General features: G+C 70.4%; 19 protein-coding genes. 8 read left to right on the top strand and 11 right to left on the bottom strand.

All coding sequences use genetic code 11. The annotated features are described in order from the left end of the window. Positions 1-95: 95 nt before the first annotated feature. Together LC438_RS03585 and LC438_RS03580 are read left to right on the top strand one after the other, a co-directional pair. On the top strand, positions 96-1,262 hold the full coding sequence (locus tag LC438_RS03585) for a CdaR family transcriptional regulator (RefSeq protein ID WP_105672907.1): 1,167 nt from the start codon (positions 96-98) through the stop codon (positions 1,260-1,262). A gap of 48 nt (positions 1,263-1,310) precedes the next feature. Next, entirely contained in the window at positions 1,311-2,687 is a 1,377-nt protein-coding gene (locus tag LC438_RS03580) for an aldehyde dehydrogenase family protein (RefSeq protein ID WP_223585869.1), read from the top strand. Between the two features lie 487 nt (positions 2,688-3,174). On the opposite strand, the gene LC438_RS03575 is transcribed toward LC438_RS03580, so the two are convergent. From LC438_RS03575 to LC438_RS03535, 9 genes are all read right to left on the bottom strand, one after another. Further along, positions 3,175-4,905, bottom strand: a complete 1,731-nt coding sequence (locus LC438_RS03575) for an FAD-dependent oxidoreductase (RefSeq protein WP_223585868.1) — start codon at positions 4,903-4,905, stop codon at positions 3,175-3,177. Between the two features lie 35 nt (positions 4,906-4,940). After that, positions 4,941-5,579: a 4-carboxy-4-hydroxy-2-oxoadipate aldolase/oxaloacetate decarboxylase gene (locus LC438_RS03570; protein ID WP_105672910.1), complete on the bottom strand. Its 639-nt coding sequence runs from the start codon at positions 5,577-5,579 to the stop codon at positions 4,941-4,943. Next, a complete protein-coding gene (locus LC438_RS03565) occupies positions 5,576-6,229 on the bottom strand; it encodes an RraA family protein (RefSeq protein ID WP_223585867.1) in 654 nt (217 codons plus the stop codon). Before LC438_RS03565 ends, LC438_RS03570 begins: the two co-directional genes overlap by 4 nt. A 5-nt stretch (positions 6,230-6,234) precedes the next feature. Next, on the bottom strand, positions 6,235-6,900 hold the full coding sequence (locus LC438_RS03560; protein ID WP_223585866.1) for an RraA family protein: 666 nt from the start codon (positions 6,898-6,900) through the stop codon (positions 6,235-6,237). 1 nt (position 6,901) lies between these two features. Continuing rightward, positions 6,902-7,918 carry a hypothetical protein gene (locus LC438_RS03555; RefSeq protein WP_105672913.1) on the bottom strand — a complete coding sequence of 339 codons (1,017 nt, stop codon included), beginning with the start codon at positions 7,916-7,918 and terminating at the stop codon, positions 6,902-6,904. Positions 7,919-7,946: 28 nt separating this feature from the next. After that, positions 7,947-8,948 carry an amidohydrolase family protein gene (locus LC438_RS03550; protein ID WP_105672914.1) on the bottom strand — a complete coding sequence of 334 codons (1,002 nt, stop codon included), beginning with the start codon at positions 8,946-8,948 and terminating at the stop codon, positions 7,947-7,949. 136 nt (positions 8,949-9,084) lie between these two features. Next, positions 9,085-10,950: an FAD-dependent monooxygenase gene (locus LC438_RS03545; protein WP_223585865.1), complete on the bottom strand. Its 1,866-nt coding sequence runs from the start codon at positions 10,948-10,950 to the stop codon at positions 9,085-9,087. A 271-nt stretch (positions 10,951-11,221) separates the two neighbouring features. Beyond that, positions 11,222-12,670 (bottom strand): aldehyde dehydrogenase family protein, encoded by a 1,449-nt coding sequence (locus tag LC438_RS03540; protein ID WP_223585864.1) that lies wholly within the window; start codon positions 12,668-12,670, stop codon positions 11,222-11,224. Positions 12,671-12,963: 293 nt separating this feature from the next. Further along, entirely contained in the window at positions 12,964-15,492 is a 2,529-nt protein-coding gene (locus LC438_RS03535) for an ATP-dependent Clp protease ATP-binding subunit (RefSeq protein WP_105672917.1), read from the bottom strand. Between the two features lie 258 nt (positions 15,493-15,750). Between LC438_RS03535 and LC438_RS03530 the strand changes: the two genes are divergently transcribed. Continuing rightward, positions 15,751-16,476, top strand: a complete 726-nt coding sequence (locus LC438_RS03530) for a hypothetical protein (protein WP_223585863.1) — start codon at positions 15,751-15,753, stop codon at positions 16,474-16,476. After that, positions 16,473-16,703: a helix-turn-helix transcriptional regulator gene (locus LC438_RS03525; protein WP_105672919.1), complete on the top strand. Its 231-nt coding sequence runs from the start codon at positions 16,473-16,475 to the stop codon at positions 16,701-16,703. Before LC438_RS03530 ends, LC438_RS03525 begins: the two co-directional genes overlap by 4 nt. Position 16,704: 1 nt before the next feature. Here LC438_RS03525 and LC438_RS03520 read toward each other — a convergent pair whose 3' ends face one another. Further along, positions 16,705-17,067 carry a YbjQ family protein gene (locus LC438_RS03520; RefSeq protein WP_105672944.1) on the bottom strand — a complete coding sequence of 121 codons (363 nt, stop codon included), beginning with the start codon at positions 17,065-17,067 and terminating at the stop codon, positions 16,705-16,707. 96 nt (positions 17,068-17,163) lie between these two features. Between LC438_RS03520 and LC438_RS03515 the strand changes: the two genes are divergently transcribed. After that, positions 17,164-17,496, top strand: coding sequence for a hypothetical protein (locus LC438_RS03515; RefSeq protein ID WP_105672920.1), 333 nt, complete (start codon positions 17,164-17,166; stop codon positions 17,494-17,496). Positions 17,497-17,624: 128 nt separating this feature from the next. Next, entirely contained in the window at positions 17,625-19,046 is a 1,422-nt protein-coding gene (locus LC438_RS03510; protein ID WP_105672921.1) for a dicarboxylate/amino acid:cation symporter, read from the top strand. 188 nt (positions 19,047-19,234) lie between these two features. On the opposite strand, the gene LC438_RS03505 is transcribed toward LC438_RS03510, so the two are convergent. Continuing rightward, positions 19,235-20,968 (bottom strand): sodium:proton antiporter, encoded by a 1,734-nt coding sequence (locus tag LC438_RS03505; RefSeq protein ID WP_105672922.1) that lies wholly within the window; start codon positions 20,966-20,968, stop codon positions 19,235-19,237. 51 nt (positions 20,969-21,019) lie between these two features. Here LC438_RS03505 and LC438_RS03500 point away from each other — a divergent pair, with 51 nt between their 5' ends. Continuing rightward, positions 21,020-22,060 (top strand): LLM class flavin-dependent oxidoreductase, encoded by a 1,041-nt coding sequence (locus LC438_RS03500; protein ID WP_105672923.1) that lies wholly within the window; start codon positions 21,020-21,022, stop codon positions 22,058-22,060. Between the two features lie 69 nt (positions 22,061-22,129). Beyond that, complete coding sequence (locus LC438_RS03495; RefSeq protein WP_105672945.1) at positions 22,130-22,339, top strand: methyltransferase; 210 nt, start codon at positions 22,130-22,132, stop codon at positions 22,337-22,339. The last annotated feature ends 51 nt before the right edge of the window (positions 22,340-22,390 follow it).

Raw genomic sequence — 22,390 nt, 5'->3', positions numbered from 1 at the left:
TCCGCTGCGCGACAAGTCGGCCGGTTCTCCGGCATCCGATCCACGGCGCGGAGGAACGGAAGAGATGCGCATCGCGGCGCACGGAGAGGTGGACGATGAATCTCGAAGGACAGGTCCAGGCGTACGCCGACCGACTCGGACGACCCATCATCGTGTTCGACGTCGATTTCAACGTCATCGCCTTCAGCGTGCACGACCGCGACGTCGACCACGCCAGGCTGGCGATCATCCTCGCGCACAAGGGCTCCTCCCGTGCGCGCGAGTCGATCCGCGAGTACCGCGTCGGCCACGCCGACGGCCCCGTCCGCATCCCCCCGATGGACGGCGGTCTGACCAGGCACGTCGCCCCCGTGCGGCACGACGGACATCTCGTCGGCTACGTCTCCTCGACGATCCCCGAGGAGACACCCGACGAGGAGCTCGCCGAAGACGACGTCATCCGCTCCTCCCGCGACCGCATCGGCGTGACCCTCGCCGCCATGGCTCTCGGCAACAGGGAAGACGAGGACCGTGCGCTCCGACTCCTCACCGCGCTCCTCGACGGCGACGCCGAGCAGCGCACGAGAGCCGCCGACGAGCTGCTCACGGGCGGCCTCATCTCCCCCGTGCCGCACTACACCGTCATCACGATCTCGGCGCCGCCCACCGTCGATCCGGGCTCCGCAGCCCTGCGGCTCGTGCTCGACCGTGCGCTCTCCGGCATCCCCGTCTTCCCCACCCTGAAGGCCGTCGGCACGGTGGTCGACGGCGAGGCCGTGCTCGTCGTCCCCTACGAGATCGACCACGAGCGCCTCACCGCCCTCCTCGCGCAGCCGGCGTTCACCGGCCTTCGCGCAGGGGTCGGCGGCGCGCACGCACCGCTCGCCGAGGCGCACCGCTCCCGACGCGAAGCGCGCATCGCCGCACGAGGGGCCGCGATCGATCCGACCAGGGGACGCGTCGTGCACTGGAGCGACCTCGGACTCGACAGGGTGCTGCTGCAGCTCCCGCTGGAGAAACTCGCGCTCGGCGACCTCCCCGAGCCGGTGCGGCGCATCCTCGACGCGCAGTCCGGTCCCGATCTCGCCCAGACCCTGGAGGCCTACCTCGACTTCGGCTGCGACGCGCAGCGCACCGCCCAGGAGCTGCACGTGCACCGCAGCACGCTGTACTACCGACTCGACCGCGTCCGCGCCATCGCCGACGTCGATCTCGCCGACGGCTTCGTCCGCCGCGAACTGCACACCGCCCTGCGAGTGGCGACGCTCGCCGGGCTCCGCTGACCCCATCCGCACGCCCCACCCGGCGACCGCCGGGGGAAGGAACCAGACATGAACGCCCTCCTCACCACCGTCAGCGCCGACCCCGCCCTCGGCCGCCCGATCCTCGACGCCGCCACCCGCGAGGTCATCGGCCACGCCCCGGTGCAGACCGTCGCCGATCTCGATGCGGCGATCGCCGCGGCATCCGCAGCACAGCCCGCCTGGGCCGCCCTCGGGCACGCCGAGCGCGCGCGGCTGATGCGCCTCGCCGCCGACGACATCGACGCGCACGCCGACGAGCTCGGCGAGATCATCACGCACGAGCAGGGCAAGGTCGCCGGAGCCGGAGAGGCGCACGGTGCGGCGCACTGGCTCCGCGGCGCGGCGGACACCGTGCTCGAACCGCAGCAGCTGGGCGCGGGGGCCGAGCTGCACTACGTGCCTCTCGGCGTCGTCGCCTCGATCGGTCCCTGGAACTTCCCGGTCATGATCGCGGTGTGGCACCTCGCCCCCGCGCTGCGGATGGGCAACACCGTGGTCATCAAGCCCTCGGAGAACACCCCGCTCAGCGTCCTCGCCCTCGTCGAGATCCTGAACCGCCACCTTCCGGCCGGGGTCGTCACGGCGGTCTCCGGCGACCGCGAGGTGGGAGCCGCCCTCGCCTCGCACCCCGACATCGCGAAGATCGTGTTCACCGGATCGACCGCCACCGGGCGGCGCATCGTCGAGAGCTCCGCGGCGAATCTCGCGCGCCTCACCCTGGAGCTCGGCGGCAACGACGCGGGAATCGTGCTGCCGGGAACGGATGTCGAGGCCGTCGCCGACACCCTGTTCTGGGGCGCGTTCATGAACACCGGGCAGGTGTGCGCCGCCCTCAAGCGCCTCTACGTGCACGACTCCGTGTACGAGGAGACCGTCGCCGCCCTCGCCGCCAGGGCCGAGGCGGCGCCGATCGGCTCGGGCCACGACAAGTCGAACAGGCTCGGCCCTGTGCAGAACCCCGCGCAGTTCGACATCGTCGCGCGACTCGTCGACGACGCCCGCGACCGCGGAGCCCGCATCGTCACCGGCGGCGAACCCGCACCCGAGCTCGGACCGCTCTTCTACCGCCCGACCATCGTCGCCGACGTCGACGACGATGCCGCGGTCGTCGCCGAGGAGCAGTTCGGCCCGGTGCTCCCCGTCATCCGCTACTCCGACGTGGACGACGCGATCCGCCGCGCCAACGGCACCGAGCAGGGACTCGGCGCCTCGGTCTGGGGAGCGGATGCGGATGCCGCCACGGCGGTCGCCGAGCGCCTCGACGCCGGCACCGTGTGGATCAACCAGCACGGCGGCGTCGACCCCTCCATCCCCTTCGGCGGCACGAAGGCCTCGGGCTACGGCCTCGAGTTCGGCGTCGAGGGGCTGAAGGCGATGGCCGCGACGAAGGTCATCCGCCGCTGACCGCTCCGCCTCCCGTTCGGGAGGAGAACGCGCGCTCGGGAGGAGAACTCACGCTCGGGAGGAGAACTCACGCTCGGGAGGAGAACTCACCCTCGGGAGGAGGAATCCCCGCCAAGACTCCTCCCGAACAAGACTTCTCCTCCCGACACGCGAAAGCACTTCCAAACCCGAGGCGAGCCCCGTCCCACGTTCGGGAGGAGAACGCACCCTCGGGAGGAGGAATCCCCGCCAGCACTCCTCCCGAACAGGATTTCTCCTCCCGAGCACGCGAAAGCACATCCAGCACCGCGGCAAGACCCCCATCACACGCTCGGGAGGAGAACGCACCCTCGGGAGGAGAACTCACCCTCGGGAGGAGGAATCCCCGCCAGCACTCCTCCCGAACAGGATTTCTCCTCCCGAGCACGCGAAAGCACATCCAGCACCGCGGCAAGACCCCCATCACACGTTCGGGAGGAGAACTCACCCTCGGGAGGAGAACTCACGCTCAGGAGGAGGAATCCCCGCCAAGACTCCTCCCGAACAAGACTTCTCCTCCCGAGCATGCGTCGAGTCCCGAGCGCGCGGCGACCGCGCCGCGGAGGAGATCCCACAGCTCGGCGGATGCCGCGGCATCCGCTCCCTCGCCGCGCCACACCACGTGCTGGTCCTGCCGCACGAGCGTGAGCGGGAAACGGTACTCGGTGGGAGCGGTGGACCCGTCGACGACGGCGAACGGGATGCCGCGGCGCTCCGCCTCAGCGGCGAGGGCGGCGAGCGCGGAGCCGTCGGCCCCCGGCCGGGCGACGAGCGTGTAGCCGCTGGTGAGCAGGTCGTAGAACGAGGTCCCGTCGGCGAGGCGGAAGTGCGGGGCACGGCATCCGGGCACGGTCGACGGCGTGTACGCGCCCATCGAGTACCCGGGGGCCTCCTCGCCGTCGTAGTCGATGATCGGCGAGGCGTCGTAGACGTAGCCGTAGTTGAGCCCCGCGGCGGCGAACTGCGGCTCGTTCAGCGCATGCACGGCAGCGCCGAAGGACGCCCGCGCCGCGGCGCCCTCCTCCGTGTCGTCCTCCAGGGCGTCGGGCAGCGAGGGCTTCGCGAGCTTCTGCTGGTGGTTCATCGCGAAGTGCGAGACCTGCTCGGTGATCGGGCGGCGCTCGGCCTCGTACGCGTCGAGGATGCCGGCATCCGCCCATCCGTTCAGGTGCGCGCCGAGCGCCCACGTGAGGTTGAGCACGTCGGCGATCCCGGCGTTCATGCCGAAGCCGGCGAACGGCACCCACAGGTGCGTGGCGTCTCCGGCGAGGAACACGCGGCGGTCGCGGAACCGGTCGGCGAGCAGGCGCCGCGCCACCCAGTCCTCCTTCGAGACGGCCTCGTACGCGAAGTCCTCGTCGACGCCGAGGATCGCGCGGATCGCGGCATCCCTGTCCACCGATCCCTCCGCTGCGGCCTCGTCGGGCGACAGGTACGTGTGCACGAGGAAGGTCTCACGACCGTCGATCGCGTACACGTGGCCGAGGCGGCGCGCGTTGAAGGTGTAGTACCCCCAGGCGCGCGGCTCGTCCGCGGTCATGCGCCGGTACAGGTCGGCGGAGCGGATGCAGGTGGACTGCACGTGCTGCAGCACCGGGTCGCCGCTGAGCGTCGCGCCGATCTGCTTGCGCACGTTCGAGCGTCCGCCGTCGGCGCCGATGAGGTGGCGCCCTCGGAGGGTGCGCTCGTTCGCGCCGTCGAGGTCGGAGACGACGATCGACACGGACTCCTCGTCCTGGGAGAGCGTGTGGAACAGGGTCCGGTTGAGCAGCGTGACGCCGGGGGCTTCCGCCGCGTGCCGCGCGAGGATCGGCTCCAGGAAGGTCTGGTTGATGCGGTGCGGGGGTTCGGGGGTGTTCCACGAGGTGTCGGGCCCGATGGTCGATGTGTACCGCTCTCCGCTCGCGGGGATCGGGATGCGGGCGAGTTCGCGCCCCGTGAGGGCGGTGCGGAAGGCGACGTCCTGCGGGTAGTCGGCGGGGAGCCCGGCCGCGCGGATCTCGGCGGCGAGGCCGAGGCGGCGGAAGGCCTCCATGGTGCGCGAGGCGACGTGGTTGCACTTCACGTTCGGCGGTTCGAGGTACTCGCGCTGCTCGACGACGATCACCGAGACGCCGCGGGCCGACAGGTCGAGGGCGGCGACGAGGCCGACGGGGCCCGCTCCGATGATGAGGACGTCGGCGTCCAGTTCCTGGGTCATGTTCTCCCTCTCGGGCCGGGGTGACCGGCGCGCTCTCAGGCCGGGGTGATGGGCGCGCCGAGGCGCCGGAAGTCGTACACGTCGAGGGTCAGCTCGCCCTCGCGGAGGCGAGCCATGTAGGCGTCCTCCTTCTCCGCGCGCTCTCGGGATGCCGCGAGCACCTCGTCGTAGCGGTCGACCGGGAGGGCGATGACGCCGTCGCGGTCGGCGACGATCACGTCGCCGCGGCGGATGACGCGACCGCGCAGCGTGATCGGCAGCCCGACCGTTCCCGGCCACTGCTTGATCGTGCCGCGGATGGAGATCGCGGTGCTGAACGCGGGGAACCCGAGCGCGGCGAGCTGCACGGTGTCGCGCACGCCGCCGTCGATCACCAGCCCACGGATGCCGCGCGCCTGCGCCGCGACCGCCATGACCTCTCCCCAGTAGCCGAAGGGGGCGCCCCCGCCGTCGACCACGAGCACGTCGCCGTCGCCGGCGGCCGCGATGCCGTGGTGCAGTGCGAGGTTGTCGCCCGCCTGGGCCGAGACGGGCACGGCCCTGCCGACGAGCTGCGCGCCGTCCCACGCCGGGCGGAACGCCGCGTCGAGGAAGCAGTCGCTGCGCGAGGCCTCGTACAGGGTGGCGGTGCCGAGGCGCAGCAGCTCTGCGGCATCCGCGTCCGGATCGATCACTGCTCGGCCCGCTGGAGGTCGTGATAGCCGAACCGCGCCCGCGCCTCGGCGATCGAGGCGCCGCCGAGGGCCGCGGCGAGGATGGACTGCTCGCGGGCGTGGATCATCTCCGCGGTCTCCAGCACGGCATCCTCGATGTCCTGCGGGATCGCGACGACGCCGTCCGAGTCGCCGATCAGGATGTCGCCCGGCCGCACGGTGACCCCGCCGATCGTGACGGGCCCCTGCTCCTCGGCGACCTCGACGCGGTCCTTGCCGGTGCGCATGAAGCGTCCGCGGCTGTAGATCGGATAGCCGATCGACAGGGCGCGGTGCGTGTCGCGGCAGACGCCCTCGATCACGGTGCCGGAGATGCCGCGGTGGTGCGCGACGGCGGTGAGTATGTCGCCCCACACCGTGCAGTCCACGCGTGCGTCGTTGTCGAGCACGACGACCTGCCCCGGCTCGACCTGGTCGATGAAGTCGCCGACGGTGCCGGCGGGCACCTGCGCGCTGACGTAGCGGACGGTGAAGGCGCGACCGGTCATGCGCTGGCCGTCGGCGAGGGGCGCGATGCCGAGCAGGCTGCCGGGGCGCGCGTGCCGGTCGAGCGCGTCGGAGACGGTGGCGGTGCCGAGAGCGGCGAACCGGTCGATGAGGGTGTCGGTCATTCTTCTCACTCCGCGGTGACGGTGGGGAACTGGGAGTCGTGCATGACCTCGCTCACGTCGCGGCCGCTGCGCACGGCATCCGCCATGCGCGCCTCGCGGTCGACGATGCGCTGGGCGAGGGCGATGACGCGCTCGGCGTCGGATGCCGTGACGAACACGACCCCGTTGACGTCGGCGATCACGTAGTCGAACGAGGCGACGGAGACGCCGGCGACCTGGACACGCTCGTCCATCGCCTGCTGCACGATGCGGCCGCGCGCGCTCACGGGCACCGCCGCGCGGGCGAAGACCGGGAGCCCGAGGGCCTCGCTCTCCTGCACGTCACGGCAGGCGCCGTCGACGATCACCCCGGCGACGCCGCGCTGCACGGCGGCCTCCGTCAGGAGGCCGCCCCAGCACGACACGTCCGTGCGGGCGTGGTTGTCGATGACGACGACGTCATCGGGCTCGGCGATGGCGACGAGCGGGGTGGCGATGTGGGTCGCCGGCCCCGCCGCGGCCTTGGGCGCGGCGGTCACCGTGCGCACCCGACCGGCGACCGTGCGGCCCGCCGGCCACATCGGATGCAGCGGCGTCACCGCCCCCGGCAGCCCCAGGGTGTCCAGGGCGTCCGAGACGGCGCAGCTGTCGAGCATCCGCAGCGCCGCGACGATCTCCGAGGATGCGGTCATCTCAGGCGCGCTCCCAGGTCAGGAACCCCATGGCGTTGCCGGTGCCAGCCTCGGTGCGGTAGCAGGGCTCGTAGTCGACGCGCGTGACGTTCAGCCCGACCTCGTCGGCGATGCCGGCGACGGCGATCCAGTTGCGCAGCTCGGACGCGCCCGACATCATCTCGCCGGCGGGGACCGACGTCAGGTAGTCGGCGTCGTGGTCCTTCATGGCCTGGATGAACTCGCCGTCGAGCTTCTCGTCGATCACGAAGTGGCTGAGGCCGCCCGAGGCGACGACGCCCACGCGGAGGTCGCCGGGGAACGACTGGATGGCGCGGCCGACGGCGCGGCCGAAGTCGTAGCAGCGCTTGGCGCTCGGCGGGTTCGGCTCCCAGAAGGTGTTGATGAAGATCGGCACCATCGGGATCGTGGACTCCTGGCCCATGAAACGCTGGTAGATGAAGCCGAAGCCGTGCGGGATCGTGTGGTTCTCGTAGCGGCCCGCGGGGATCACCTCGGTGGCGCCGGTGTCGAAGTCGTCTGCCTGCGTGGACTGGATGATGTGCTTGCCGAGACCGCGGTGGGTCGGACGCATGACGGTGCGGTCGGGGACATCGCCCAGGGCCGCCTCGGCGAGACCGGGCGCCATCTCGTCGAGCTGCGCCTGCGTGTAGGGCACGTGCGCGACCTCATCGCCCCAGAAGACCGAGAACGGCGCGAGCCACTCGTCTCCGTAGGTCTCCTTGTGGTCGCTGGAGATGATGACGAGCACGTCGACCTTCTGCTCGTGGATGAAGCGCGACAGGTCGTCCATCGACGCCTGGCAGCTGTCCCATCGGCGCTGCATCACGTCGTGCGTGATCTCGGCGGAGAAGTCCTCGCGGAGTGCCGCGAGCTCCTCGAAGGAGTAGGTGCCCCCGCGGAACTTGAGGCCCTTGCTGCGGCGGTCGGCGGTGCCGCGCGTCTCCCACGCCGCGGGCGGCGCGGCCTTCAGCTGCGGTCCGTGCGAGGTGCCGAATCCGGCGACGATCTCGGTCATGAGGGATCCCTTCTCGAAGTGCGGATGCTCAGAGCCGGAAGAGGCTGCGGGCGTTGTTCTCGAGCACGTCGGCTCGACGGTCGGCGTCGAGCCACTCGATGTCGTCGATGAGCAGATGGATGTCGTCGAACCAGCGACCGGTCGCGGGATCGATCTGCGAACCGGTGCCCGGCTTCTCCGAGCCGAACAGCACACGGTCGGTGCCGACGGCCTTCATGAGCAGCTCCAGGCTGTCCTGCGTGTAAAGGCAGGAGTCGAAGTAGAAGTTGCGGAGCTTGTCGAGGTACGAGACCCCCGTGCGCACCACAGAGGGGAGGAAGCGGCCCATCTGGTACGGGATCGCCCCGCCGCCGTGGGCGACGATGACCTTGAGGTCGGGGAAGTCCGCGAACACGTTCGCCTGGATCATGCTCCAGACCGAGACCGTCTCCTCCTGGATGAAGTGCAGGCTGTACGGCTCGCGAGCAGGGTACTTGCACCCGGCCGAGTGCAGCAGCATCGGGACGTCGAGCTCGCACAGCGCCTCGTACAGCGGGTACCAGTAGCGCTCGCCCATCGCCGGCGGCACCTCGGTGCCCTCGTACGGGTCGGAGTTGACCATGGCGCCGACGAAGCCGAGCTCGGTGACCGCGCGGCGCAGCTCGGGCAGCCACTGCTCGACCGTGAGGTACGGGCTCTGCGGTATGCCGGCGATGCCGCGGAAGCGTCCGGGGAACAGCTCGGTGGTGCGGTGGATGATGTTGTTCGTCTCGGCCGTGAACCACTCGACGATCTTCGTCGGACGCTCCGAGTGCATGGCGTGGAACGGGCGCGGCGACAGCAGCTGCAGGTCGATGCCCGCACCGTCGATGTGGTCGAGGTGCGACACGTGACCGAAGCTCGGGTGCGGCGCGTGGTACGAGGCGATGAGCTCGTCGTCGCTGATGACAGGGGGCTTGCCGCCGTGCGATCCGCGGGCCGCCAGCAGCGACGCCTTCCACGCGTAGTAGGAATCCGGGGCGGTCATGTGGCCGTGGACGTCGATGATCACGGGAGCTCCTTCAGAAGGGTGGTGCGGGTTCGCGTCGCGCTTCCGACGCTACGGAAGCGGCGAGCGGCGGGGATCGGCGGTCTGCGGGAAACTCCTCCGCGGCGATCCGACACGGTGTCGGATCGCCGCGGAGGGCTCAGCGCACGAGAACGTCGGCCGCGGCGCGGATGCGGCGCAGATAGGGCTCGGCGGGGTCGTCGGCGGGGGCATCGCCACCGCGGAGGATCACGGCGAGCGCGACCGAGAGGGCGGATGCCGCGTGCTCGGGAAGAGCCGACGCACGCCACGCGACCTTGCGGTCGGGCCGCACGAGGAGGGCGCCGTCGGCGTCGATCTGGCGCGCGGACGCCCAGCCCTCGTCGGCGTCGTCGACCACGGCGACGGTGATCGGCATGCTCGTCTCGACGGCGGCCACGGCATCCGTCCACCGCTCAGCAGCGGATGCCGAGGTGAGCAGCGTCAGGCCGACCGGCGCGATCAGGTCGTGCGAGGAGACCCGCTCCTGCCCTGCGAGCCACACGTGCGGAAGGTGGTGCCCAGGGCGCGATGTCGCGTGGAACGTCACCGGATCCGACGGGTCGCCGGGCACGGGGGTGCCGTCGGGCACGAGCGCCCCCGCCCAGTAGTGGTACCCGGCCTCGACGCCGAGCTGGCTGTAGTCGTGGGCGTTGTGCCCGACCTCCGCGGCCACGCGCTCGCGCATCGCCACCCCCTCGGGGGTGTCGCTCACGAGGACCTCGAGGCTGCGGAAGCCCTCGGCCTCGTCGTCGGTGAAGCCCAGGGCCTCGGCGATCGGAGGATGCCGGTTCGCGTTCTCGAGCGAGTGCGCCGTGTACCAGGCGACCGTGGGCCTCCGCTCGGCCTGATAGCTGTCGAGCAGAGCATCCGTCGCCTGACCGTCGAGCACCGCTGCCAGCTTCCAGCACAGGTTCTGCGCGTCCTGGATGCCGCTGTTGAGGCCGAGCCCGCCGGTCGGAGGATGCTTGTGCGCGGCGTCGCCGGCGAGGAACACGCGCCCCTCGCGGAAGCGCTTCGCGACGAGCGCGTCGTAGCTCCAGCGCGTCATCGAGTGCATGGTGATCTCGTGATCGTCGGCGAGGCCTAGCATGCGGCGGATCGACGCGAACAGCGCCGCCTCGTCATCGGGGTCGCCCTCGACCATCCAGGCGGCGACGGAGACCAGCCACTCCTCCGCGTCGCGGTTGTAGTGGGTAGGGCCGAGTGCCTGGATCGTGCCCCGGCGGCGCGCTCCCCCGGCGGGGTGCATGAAGTGGCCGAGCAGCGCATCGGGCTCCGACCACGCGGAGAGGTCCATGCTGACGTGGTAGTTGACGACCTCGCGCATGTCGCGCGGGCCCTCCATCTCGACGCCGAGCAGGGCCGCGCTGTCGCGCCCGCCGTCCGCGGCGATCACGTAGCGGGCGCGCACGGTGCGCAGCTCCCCCGACTCCAGATCGCGGACCGAGACGACGGCGGCATCCGCATCCTGCTCGATGCCGACGACCTCCTGCCTGCTGCGGATGCGACCGGGGGCCGCGACCACGGCGTGGCGGTGGATGAGCGGATCCAGTCGCAGCTGCGGCATGTTGGCGAAGGCCCGGGGGCTCGAGGAGCGGTAGCGCTCGGCATCCGGTCCGCCGCCCCAGGCGGGGACCTCGCCGATCTTCATGCCGTCGAAGCGTCCGGGGCCGGTCGCGGTCGTGTACCAGACGGCCTTGCGCCAGCGGTCGTGCGTGGGGGTGGCGGCGTAGATGTCGTCGGCCACGTGCATGTCGTGGAACGCCTCCATGGTGCGCGGGTTGAGCAGGTGCGCGCGGGGGAAGCGGAACACGAAGTCGCGGCGCTCGACGAGCAGCACGTCGATGCCGCGCTGGGCGAGCAGGATCGCGCACGACATGCCCACAGGGCCGCCGCCCATGATCAGGACCTCGACGGAGTCGGGCCAGGCGTCGTCGCCGAGCGGCGACAGCGGGGCACGGGGGCTCTTGACGGATGCGGACACGGACTCCTCCTCGACTGCGGGAATCCCAGGCTAGATTTCGCGGAATCCCGCCCGATACGTGACCGCGGCGCGAAAGTCGGGCCCGGACTCCGACACGATGTCGCACATCCGCCCCCTCGGTCGTCGAGCGAGAGCAGCCCCGGTCGTCGAGCGAGCGCGCCCCCGGTCGTCGAGCGAGCGCAGCGAGACGAAACGCCCCTCGCGGGAACGACGGAAGAGGGCGAGTCGACCCCCTCGGCGCGACTCGCCCTCTCCGTCCGCAGACCGGGTCTCAGTCTGAGAGCGTCGGGACCGTCACCCACTGCCAGTAGGTGAACTCGTCCAGGTTCCAGTGGCCGCCGTGCCGCCCGCCGTTGCCGGAGGCGCCGATCCCGCCCATGGGGATGTGCGCGGCGTCGTAGATCGTCTGCCCGTTGAGCGCGACCATGCCGGCGCGCAGCCGGGAGGCGAAGCCGAGACCGCGGGCGATGTCGCGCGTGTGGATCGCGGCGGACAGGCCGTAGTCGCTCGCGTTCGCGAGGGCCAGTGCCTCCGCCTCCGTGGCGAACCGGGTCACCGGCGCGACGGGGCCGAAGATCTCGCTCTGGAACGCCGCGTTCGCGGCATCCACTCCGTCCAGCACCGTCGGGGCGAAGAAGACACCCTCGTGGGTGCCGCCGTGCACGACCCGCGCGCCGTCGGCGACGGCCTGGTCGACGATGCCCTGCACGCGCTCCGCCTGGGCGGTGGTGATGAGCGGACCGAGGGTCGTTCCGTCGGTGAGCGGGTCGCCGAGGCGCAGGGCGGATGCCGCGGCCCGCAGCCGCTCGACGTACTCGTCGGCGATGCTCTCGTGCACGAGGTGCCGACCGGTCGCCATGCAGATCTGCCCCTGGTGGCGGAAGGAGCCGCCGATGCCGCTGGCGACGGCCAGGTCGAGGTCGGCATCCGCCATCACGATGAACGCGTTGTTGCCGCCGAGCTCCAGGATGACCCGCTTGAGCAGGCCACCGGCGACCTCGCCGACCCGGCGACCGGCGGCGGACGACCCGGTGAAGGAGATGACGTTCGTGTGCGGGGAGCGCACGACGGCCTCGCCGGTCTCGGGTCCACCGGGGAGGATGTGCAGGATGCCGTCCGGCAGCCCCGCCCTCTCGAAGATCTCGGCCATCACGGCGCCGCCCGAGAACGCGGTCTTGACGTCGGGCTTCACGATCACGGCGTTGCCGAGGGCGATCGCCGGCGCCACGGAACGGATCGCGAGCATGAGCGGGGCGTTCCACGGCGCGATCACGCCGACCACCCCGACGGGGATGCGGCGGGCGATGCCGAGGGTCGTGGGGTCGTCGACGGGGAGAACGTCGCCCTGCGACATCGTCACCAGGCTCGCGGCCTCGACGAGCTCGTCGATCGCCTTGCTCACCTCGTGGCTCGCCTTGCTCGGCAGGGAGCCGCTCTCGCGCACGAGCAGGCGCTCGACGTCGGCGCGGATCTCGCGCAGCGCCTCGGCGGCCCGGCTGAGCACGCCCGCTCTGACGCGGTACGACGACCGCGCCCACTCGCGCTGCGCGTCGACGGCGAGGAGACCTGCGCGCTCGACATCCGCCTCGTCGGCGATGCCCACGGTGCCGACGGGCAAGCCGTCGCCGGGAGAGATCACCGCCGCCGTGCCGCCGCCGGGCTCGCGCCAGCCGCCGGAGAAGATGCGTCCGTCCGCTGCGCGCGGTTCCCAGTGCGCCATCGCACCCTCCTGCTCGATCGAGGTCCCTGCGATGCTAGCCGCTGGCCGACGCCGCGACTTCCACCCTCCGCACGAATCCGGACCCCGCCCGCACGACACGGTGTCGCACACCTCGGCCCGCCCTCTTGGAGAACCCAGACCGGTAGCGCGCACACCGGCGTGTCTCGTCGCGGCACGCCGCACGGTGCCCTGTTCCTCTCCGATTTCCCGCCCGCTGTCGGAGTTCCACGGGCCGTCCCGGGGACGACGAAGGGGCGGATGCCGCAGCATCCGCCCCTTCGTTCATCGGGAGGTCACTCCCCGCTGGCGACCGCCAGGTCGGGGGTGGCCGTGATCTCGCCGCCGGTGGTCACACCGACCGCGACCTTCTCGCCGCGCGGGCCGTGCTCGAACTGGAACTCGCCGTCCGCGGCATCCACCTTGACGTGGTCGCCGGAGTTGAGCTCGCCGTGCAGGATCTTCTCCGACAGACGGTCCTCGATCTCGTGCTGCATCGCGCGGCGCAGCGGACGGGCGCCGAGGGCCGGGTCGAAGCCGATCTCGATGAGACGCTCCTTCGCGGCCTGCGACAGCTCGATCGTCATGTCGCGGTCGAGCAGCCGCTCGCCGAGGCGCTTGGTGAACAGATCGACGATCTGCACCAGCTCCTCCTTGTTGAGCTGCGGGAACACGATGATGTCGTCGACGCGGTTCAGGAACTCGGGCTTGAAGTGACGCTTCAGCTCCTCGTTGACCTTGCCCTTCATGCGCTCGTAGGTCGTGGCGTTGCTGCCCTCGATCTGGAAGCCGACGGGACCGCCCGCGATGTCGCGTGCACCGAGGTTGGTGGTCATGATGATGACCGTGTTCTTGAAGTCCACGATCCGACCCTGACCGTCGGTGAGGCGACCCTCTTCGAGGATCTGCAGGAGCGAGTTGAAGATGTCCGGGTGGGCCTTCTCGATCTCGTCGAACAGGACCACGCTGAACGGCTTGCGACGCACCTTCTCGGTGAGCTGGCCGCCCTCTTCGAATCCGACGAACCCGGGAGGGGCTCCGAACAGACGCGAGACGGTGTGCTTCTCGCCGAACTCGCTCATGTCGAGCGAGATCAGGGCGGCTTCGTCGTCGAACAGGAACTCGGCGAGCGCCTTGGCGAGCTCGGTCTTTCCGACGCCCGTGGGGCCGGCGAAGATGAACGAGCCGGAGGGACGCTTCGGGTCCTTGAGGCCGGCGCGCTGGCGGCGGATCGTCTTGGAGAGGGCGGCGATCGCCTCCTCCTGACCGATGACGCGCTGGTGCAGGGCCTTCTCCATGAAGACGAGACGCGAGGACTCCTCTTCGGTGAGCTTGAAGACGGGGATGCCGGTGGCCTGTGCGAGCACCTCGGCGATCAGGCCCTCGTCGACGACCGCGGAGGTCGCGACGTCACCCGAACGCCACTGCTTCTCGAGGCGCAGGCGCTCCGCGAGGAGGCTCTTCTCCTCGTCGCGCAGCGAGGCCGCCTTCTCGAAGTCCTGCTCCTCGGAGGCCAGCTCCTTCTGCTCGCGGACCGCGGCGATCTTCTCGTCGAACTCGCGCAGCTCGGGCGGCGACGACAGGATGCTGAGGCGCAGACGCGCGCCGGCCTCGTCGATCAGGTCGATCGCCTTGTCGGGCAGGAAGCGGTCGGACACGTAGCGGTCGGCGAGGTTCGCCGCGGCCACGAGTGCGCCGTCGGTGATCTGCACCTTGTGGTGCGCCTCGTAGCGGTCGCGCAGGCCCTTGAGGATGTTGATCGTGTGCGGCAGCGTCGGCTCGTTGACCTGCACCGGCTGGAAGCGGCGCTCGAGCGCAGCATCCTTCTCGAAGTGCTTGCGGTACTCGTCGAGCGTGGTGGCACCGATGGTCTGGAGCTCTCCACGGGCGAGGAGCGGCTTGAGGATCGACGCGGCGTCGATCGCGCCCTCGGCGGCACCCGCACCCACGAGGGTGTGGATCTCGTCGATGAAGACGATGATGTCGCCGCGCGTGCGGATCTCCTTGGTGACCTTCTTCAGGCGCTCCTCGAAGTCGCCGCGGTAGCGGGAACCGGCGATGAGCGAGCCGAGGTCGAGCGAGTAGAGCTGCTTGTCCTTCAGCGTCTCGGGGACATCGCCCTTGACGATGGCCTGCGCCAGTCCCTCGACGACGGCGGTCTTGCCGACGCCGGGCTCGCCGATGAGGACGGGGTTGTTCTTGGAGCGACGGGAGAGGATCTGCATGACCCGCTCCGCCTCCTTCTCGCGCCCGATGACCGGGTCGAGCTTGTTGTCGCGCGCGGCCTGCGTGAGGTTGCGGCCGAACTGGTCGAGCACCGCCGACCCGCCCTGGGCGCTGGCCTGCGAGTCGTTGGTCTGCGCGCCGACGGCGGCGGGCTCACGACCGGGGGCGCCCGACAGCAGCTGGATGACCTGCTGGCGCACCTTGTTCAGGTCGGCGCCGAGCTTGACGAGCACCTGAGCGGCGACGCCCTCGCCCTCGCGGATGAGGCCGAGCAGGATGTGCTCGGTGCCGATGTAGTTGTGGCCGAGCTGCAGAGCCTCGCGGAGGCTGAGCTCGAGCACCTTCTTGGCGCGCGGCGTGAACGGGATGTGCCCGGTCGGCTGCTGCTGACCCTGGCCGATGATGTCCTGGACCTGCTCGCGGACGGCGTCAAGGGAGATGCCCAGGCTTTCGAGCGCCTTGGCGGCGACGCCCTCGCCCTCGTGGATGAGGCCGAGCAGGATGTGCTCGGTGCCGATGTAGTTGTGGTTGAGCATCTTCGCCTCTTCTTGGGCGAGGACGACCACTCGACGGGCTCGGTCCGTGAATCTCTCGAACATGCTGTGACTCCTTATTCGCACGGGGCGAAGACGCGTGAAGCGCTTGTACATCGAGAGTAACCACCACATCGAGCCGGTATGCCCGTGTTCGCCGTGGGCATACCGCCCGTGGCGGTCGGTGACGGGGCGGAGCGGATGCCGTCGCGCGGGGCGTCCGTTGACGGGAGGACCAGCATCCGATACCTTAACGAAAATCGATAATATCGATAATCGTTATGGCGGGAGGGTGTCCCGCCGGGCGCAGAGAGGGCTGGTCTGATGACGTTCACCGCGGAGAATCTGGGCGCGGGTCTGCTGACCCTGCTCATCGGCTTCCTGATCGTCGGAGCGGTCGTCGCGATGAGCGTCGCGAGCTCCCACCGCCGGCGCCGCAAGACCCTCGTCCTCGACGTGGTCGACCGGCTCAGCCTCGGCTGGGTGCTCCTGTGCGGGGCCGGCGTGCTCCTCGCCGTGTTCCAGGCGTTCACCATGAAGACGATCTCCCTCGACCAGCCGGTGCTCGACCGTGCGAAGGCCTCCACGCCGGACAACTGCGACTTCGCTGGCGCCGAAGGCGGGACGGAGCTGGACTGCTACGGCGCCGTGGTGAACCCGCCCGTGGGCGCGCAGATACTGATGTTCATCTCCGGTGTGCTGCTGCTGGTCTGCTCCGCCTCGATCGCATGGGCGATCCACGTGGCCGCGCAGCGCGCCGCGCTCGGCGCCCCGTTCGACGCGACCGTCCCCCGGGTCTTCGTCGCGACTGCGATCATCGTCATGACGACGGCGGTGATCGGCGGCATCCTCCGCCAAGTCGGGATGACCGTCGCCGCACAGGCTCTACCGCAGACGGACGACGCCTTCATCCCCTTCGAGCTCAGCGTGCCGGTCTGGCCCTTCGCCGTGGGCGTCGGATGCTTCGCCCTCGCCGCGATCTTCCGCCACGGCAGTCGACTGCAGGGCGAGAAGGAGCAGCTGGAGAAGGAGACGGAGGGGCTGGTGTGACCCCGGCCGAGAGCGACGGCGAGTTCACCGGCATCCACTGCCGACTCGATGAGCTGCTCGCCGATCGCGGCATGACCCTCACCGAGCTGAGCGCGCAGGTCGGCGTCAGCATCGTCAACCTGTCGGTCCTCAAGAACGACCGTGCACGCGCCATCCGCTACTCGACGCTGCGGGCGATCTGCGAGGCGCTGCAGTGCGAGGTCGGCGAGCTGCTCGTGATGGCCTGAGTCACACCGCCGGCTGCTGCGGGACGACGGGCGGTGCGGGCGGCGCCCCCACCGGCTCCACCACCACGGCAGTCCCGTAGGCGCAGATCTCGCTGAAGGTGCCAATCGACCCGGCGTCGAAGCGCATGGCGACGATCGCGTTGCCGCCGCGCTGCTGCGCCTCGGCCCACATGCGGCTCATCACGACCTGGCGGCTCTCGTACATCATCTGCGTGTACTCGGGGATCTCCCCGCCGCCGAGCGCCCGGAAACCCGCCGTGAACCCCTGGCCGAAGTCGGTCGAGCGGACCGTGATGCCCATGACCTCACCGAGCACGTTGGTGATGCGGTAGCCGGGGATGTCGTTCGTCGTCACCATGAACATGACCACATGGTGCCACAGGCGCCGTCCCCGGGGTATGGGCAGTTCTCTCCGCCCGCCGCCCTCTGATCCGGCGCCGGAACGCGTACGGTGGAGGCCATGAATCCGGACCGGAAGTTGCGCACCCCCGCACGCGTGCTGATGGCGCTGCCCGTCGCCGCCCTCGCCCTCTCCCTCGCCGCCTGCGGTGCGAGCCGACCGACCGAGAAGCAGTTGACCGACGGGCTGATCGACTACTACACCTCGCAGAGCATGAGCGATCAGGTGAACGCGGATGCCGCGGCCTGCTTCGCCGGCTACCTGCTGGATTCGAAGCTCAGCAACGAGACCCTCAGTTACATCGCGCAGGGCAAGGACCAGGCGTCCAGCGTCGAGGACCGCGACCTCACCGTCAAGATCCTCAAGGACAACTTCGAGGAGTGCACGACCTGACTCGGGCACGACGGATGCCGCCGGCATCCGTCATGCTTCGTCACATCCACCCAGGGAATTCACAGGCGCTCATAGCGTTGAGGCTATGGCGTGCACTCGGCACGCAGTCATTCCTGGAGTCCCCCCACATGAGCACCACCGCCCGCGCCGCGAAGGCGCCCGACACCCGCGGTCCCGTACGGAAGCTGCTGACCTCGTTCGGCTTCCAGATCATCGCCGCCCTCGTCCTCGGCATCGTCGCAGGCCTCGTCGCCCGCAACCTCGGCGCCACCGCCGAGGCGCCGAACGGCCTCTCCGCGACCCTCGACACGATCGGCGGCTCGTACGTGACGCTGCTGCGCGCCGCCGTCATCCCGCTGATCTTCACCGCGATCGTCGCGAGCATCTCGAACCTGCGCCGCGTGCAGAACGCCGCGCGCCTGGCAGGGCAGACGCTCCTCTGGTTCGCCTACACGGCGTTCATCGCCGTGGTGATCGGCATCGGCCTCGGCCTCATCATCCAGCCCGGTTCCCGCGCGGGCGAGGGCCTGCAGGAGGGCGACCCGTACACGGTCGGCACCTGGTGGAACTTCCTCACAGGCCTCATCCCGCAGAACTTCCTCGGCCTCACCGTGAGCACCTCGGTCGACGCGGAGTCGGGCAGTGCGACCTCCAGCATCGGCTTCAACGTGCTGCAGATCATCGTCGTCGCCGTGGCCGTGGGCATCGCCGCGCTCAAGGCGGGCAAGAAGGCAGAGCCCTTCCTCGCCTTCACCGAGTCGCTGCTCAAGGTCATCCAGCGCGTGCTGTGGTGGATCATCCGCATCGCCCCGCTCGGCACCTTCGGCCTCATCGGCGCCGCCGTCGTCAAGTACGGCTGGGAGAAGCTGGCCTCGCTCGGATGGTTCGCCATCGCGATCTACATCGGCCTCGCCCTCGTGCTCTTCGTGGTCTACCCGATCATCGTCAAGACCAACGGCCTGTCGATCAGGCAGTACTTCTCGGGCGTGTGGCCGGCCGTGCAGCTGGCCTTCGTCAGCCGCTCGTCGATCGGCACCCTCCCGCTCACCGAGCGCGTGACCGAGCGCAACCTCGGCGTGCCGCGCTCCTACGCGTCCTTCGCCGTGCCGCTGGGCGCGACCACCAAGATGGACGGCTGCGCCGCGATCTACCCGGCCATCGCCGCGATCTTCGTGGCGCAGTTCTTCGGCATCCAGCTGGAGTGGTGGCAGTACATCATGATCATCGTGGTCTCGGTGGTGGGCTCGGCCGCGACCGCAGGGACCACCGGCGCCATCGTGATGCTCACGCTGACGCTCTCCACGCTCGGCCTGCCTCTCGCCGGCGTCGGCCTGCTCATCGCGATCGACCCGATCCTCGACATGGGCCGCACCGCGGTGAACGTCGCCGGTCAGGCGCTCGTGCCGACCATCGTCGCCAAGCGCGAGGGCATCCTCGACGAGGAGCTCTACAACGCGCCGCGCGAGGGCCTGCCCTTCGCCGACGACTCGGGCGACGACTCCCCCGAGGCGGATGCCGCGTCGGACAAGCAGCCGGTCGCCGCGAACTGACCGCTCGCCCACCGCACGCGAGAGCGCCCCATCCCGTCCGCGGGGTGGGGCGCTCTCGCATCTGAGCGGTTCACAACTCCTCACGAACCGCAGACCACGCAAGCGCCCGCCCCGGAACCACAGGGGCGTCCTCGGGCGCGAACCCGTTCTTTGAGGAGTTGTGAACGGGAAGAGCGGATGCCGCCGCGCTACCGCTCCTGCTGGCGCATCGCGCCGCGGGTGTCGAGCGCCAGCTCCTCGGCATCCATCGCCGCGAGCAGCTCGCGCATGACCTCCTCGTCGAGGTTGCCGGCATCGCGCTCGGCGAGAACGATCTCCCGACGCACGTGCAGCCACCCCCTGAACAGGGAGACGAGGTCTTCGTACGAGGGTCGGGCCGCGGCATCCTCCACCTGCTGCGCCTCATCGGCGTCCTTCTCCACGCGGGTCATCCGCTTGGCGAACGCGTCGAAGACGCTGAGGTCGAGGGAGCCGTGCTTCGCCTCCCACTCCACGCGCTTGGCGGCGATGAACTCCTTGCCCGCCTCGCGGGTCTTCGCCTGCACGGCGGCGAGCGCCTGCGCGTCCTCCTCGTGCTCCGAGTCGCTCCCGATGCCGAGGCGCCGGATCAGCACCGGCAGCGTGAGCCCCTGCAGCAGGAGCGTGCCGACGGTGACGATGAAGGCGACGACGACGATCGCGTGCGAGGCCTCGGGGGCGAGCGTCGCGAGGTCGGCCGCCGCGAGGGCGGTCGCCAGCGTGACGACGCCGCGCATGCCCGCCCAGGAGATGACGGCGTTGTCCTTCCAGGTGAGCTGGAGCCCCGCCATCCGCTCCTTCACGATCTGCTCCCGCAGCTCATCGGGATCCTGATCGCGCCATCGCCGCGAGTGGCCCCGCCGCTTCTCGAACTCGCCGGACTCGACCCCGCGGTCCCACCGCTCGAGGCGTTTGCGGTCGAGGCGGTTCGCCCACGCGTTCGCGGGGTACACATAGAGCGGACGCACCAGCAGCACGACCACCAGCACCGCCGCCGACAGCCACAGGATGTGTCCGACAGACTCTCCGCTGAGGTCGCGGAGCACGCGGGGGAACTGCAGCCCGATGTAGGCGAACACGAAGCTCTCCAGCAGCAGGTCGGCCGAGAGCCACAGCGGCTTCTCCTGCTGCCGCGTGGTGTAGTCGGTGCGCGGGGCGTTGAAGCCGACGTAGATGCCCATCGCCACGACGGCGAGCACGCCGGAGCCGCCGAGGTGCTCCGCGATCGCGTACGCGCCGAACGGGGCGAGCAGCCCGAAGGTGCCGATCACGACCGCGTCGTCGATCCGCATCCGCAGCTGGTGCAGCACGATGCCGAAGATCAGGCCGATGACGACGCCGACCACGACGGCGACGATGAACTGCCAGATGCCGTCCCACACGGTGATGGTGACGGTGGCGCTGACGAGGAGCGAGGCGAACACCCGGTACAGGGTGAGCGAGGTGGCGTCGTTGATGAGGCTCTCGCCGGAGAGCACGTTCATGATGCGCCGGGGCAGTCCGAGCTTGCGGCCGATCGCCGCGGCCGACACCGCGTCGGGCGGGGCCACGATCGCGCCGAGCAGCAGCGCACCAGGCAGGGTCAGCGAGGGCAGGATCAGCCACGCCACCACGCCGACCGCGAGCGTCGTGAGCAGCACGAGCCAGATCCCGAGGCGCTGGATCTGCGGCAGGCTGCGCTTGAAGCCCACGAACGAGACGTCGAGCGCCGCCGAGTACAGCAGCGGCGGCAGAACGAGGTTCAGCAGCAGATGGCCGTCGGTCTGCAGATCGGGGACGAAAGGGAGGAAGGATGCCGCGAGCGCGACCACCGTGACCAGCAGCGGCGCCGGCCACCCCCGCCATCGCGCGATCGCCGCCACGACGACGCTGCCGACGAGGATGTAGAAGAATTCGACGCCCATGCCCACCACGGTACTGGGAATGCCCGCGCGCGAGCAGCGGTTGGAGCCTGGGTGACCGCTCTCTCCGTCCTCGACCTCGTCCCGGTCCGCTCCGGGCAGACCAGCGCGGAGGCCATCGCCGCCTCCCTCAGCCTCGCGCAGACCGCCGATCGGCTGGGGTACCGCCGCTACTGGTTCGCCGAGCACCACAACATGCCGGCCGTGGCATCCACGACTCCGCCGGTGCTGATCGCCGCCGCCGCGACCCGCACCACGAGCATCCGGCTGGGTTCCGGCGGCGTGATGCTCCCGAACCACGCCCCGCTCATCGTCGCGGAGCAGTTCGCCGCGCTGGAGGCCATCGCCCCCGGACGCATCGACCTCGGTCTCGGCCGGGCGCCGGGCAGCGACCCCGTCATCACCCAGCTGCTCCGCGGCTCCGGCACCACGAGCGACGTCGAGCAGTTCCCCCGGCACGTGCAGGACATCGCGGCGCTCCTCTCCGGAGACGGCGCCACCGTCCGCTTCACGTCCGGCGGCGAGTACACGGTGCACGCGACGCCCGCCGCCACCGGCTCCCCCGAGATGTGGCTGCTCGGCTCGAGCGACTACTCGGCGCAGCTGGCGGCATCCCACGGCCTGCCGTACGTGTTCGCCAACCACTTCTCCGGCCAGGGGCTGGAGCGCGCCCTCGACCTGTACCGCACCGGCTACCGCCCGAGCGAGGAGCACCCAGAGCCGCGCACCTTCCTCACCGTGAACGCCGTGGCCGCGCCGACGCAGGACGAGGCGGAGGCCCGCGCTCTCCCCCAGCTGCGCATGATGGCGCGGCTGCGTCTGAACAAGCCGCTGGTCGCGCTGGAGACCGTCGAGCAGGCCGTCGCCGCCTCGGCGGAGGCGGATGCCGCCACCGAGCAGGTCGTGTCGGCCGCCCGCGAGCGCTGGTTCGTCGGCACCGGGGAGTCGGTCGCCGCCGAGGTGCGCGGGTTCGCGGAGCGGTACGGCGTCGACGAGGTCATGCTGTCTCCGGTCGCCGCGTCGTACGATGCGGAGCCCCGCGACTCCTCCCCCGGCCGCGCGCAGACGCTGGAGCTCATCGCCGCCGCGATGTGAATCGCCGCGCGAGGGTGGTCTTCTGTGCGGGACAGGCGTAGCGTCGCCCGCAACGGAAGGAGTTCGATGATGAGTACCACGAAGACCCTCGCTCTCTGGGTCGCCTACGGCACGAACGGAGTCGTCGGCAGCATCCGCCACGACGACGACGGCTACACGGTCGTGATGGCAGGGTCGGATGCCGCAACAGGCAGCTACCCCAGCCTGGCGTCGGCGAAGGGCGCTCTGCACTCCCGCATGGCGCCGGGCAGCGCCTGGCCGCTGTTCCGCGAGCACTGACCCCGCCCGGGATCGATCGCACTATGGACGATCGATCGCGCTATGGATCAG

It is taken from the genome of Microbacterium sp. OVT16B (genome assembly GCF_019969705.1).
In the GTDB taxonomy this organism is placed as follows: Bacteria; Actinomycetota; Actinomycetes; order Actinomycetales; family Microbacteriaceae; genus Microbacterium; species Microbacterium natoriense.
This window is presented reverse-complemented; position numbering and strand designations above follow the sequence as displayed.

Coding starts and splice junctions, on each gene's coding strand:
- LC438_RS03585 (WP_105672907.1), top strand. CDS start 96: ATGAATCTCGAAGGACAGGTCCAGGCGTACGCCGACCGACTCGGACGA.
- LC438_RS03580 (WP_223585869.1), top strand. CDS start 1,311: ATGAACGCCCTCCTCACCACCGTCAGCGCCGACCCCGCCCTCGGCCGC.
- LC438_RS03575 (WP_223585868.1), bottom strand. CDS start 4,905: ATGACCCAGGAACTGGACGCCGACGTCCTCATCATCGGAGCGGGCCCC.
- LC438_RS03565 (WP_223585867.1), bottom strand. CDS start 6,229: ATGACCGACACCCTCATCGACCGGTTCGCCGCTCTCGGCACCGCCACC.
- LC438_RS03560 (WP_223585866.1), bottom strand. CDS start 6,900: ATGACCGCATCCTCGGAGATCGTCGCGGCGCTGCGGATGCTCGACAGC.
- LC438_RS03555 (WP_105672913.1), bottom strand. CDS start 7,918: ATGACCGAGATCGTCGCCGGATTCGGCACCTCGCACGGACCGCAGCTG.
- LC438_RS03540 (WP_223585864.1), bottom strand. CDS start 12,670: ATGGCGCACTGGGAACCGCGCGCAGCGGACGGACGCATCTTCTCCGGC.
- LC438_RS03535 (WP_105672917.1), bottom strand. CDS start 15,492: ATGTTCGAGAGATTCACGGACCGAGCCCGTCGAGTGGTCGTCCTCGCC.
- LC438_RS03530 (WP_223585863.1), top strand. CDS start 15,751: ATGACGTTCACCGCGGAGAATCTGGGCGCGGGTCTGCTGACCCTGCTC.
- LC438_RS03520 (WP_105672944.1), bottom strand. CDS start 17,067: ATGTTCATGGTGACGACGAACGACATCCCCGGCTACCGCATCACCAAC.
- LC438_RS03515 (WP_105672920.1), top strand. CDS start 17,164: ATGAATCCGGACCGGAAGTTGCGCACCCCCGCACGCGTGCTGATGGCG.
- LC438_RS03510 (WP_105672921.1), top strand. CDS start 17,625: ATGAGCACCACCGCCCGCGCCGCGAAGGCGCCCGACACCCGCGGTCCC.
- LC438_RS03505 (WP_105672922.1), bottom strand. CDS start 20,968: ATGGGCGTCGAATTCTTCTACATCCTCGTCGGCAGCGTCGTCGTGGCG.
- LC438_RS03495 (WP_105672945.1), top strand. CDS start 22,130: ATGAGTACCACGAAGACCCTCGCTCTCTGGGTCGCCTACGGCACGAAC.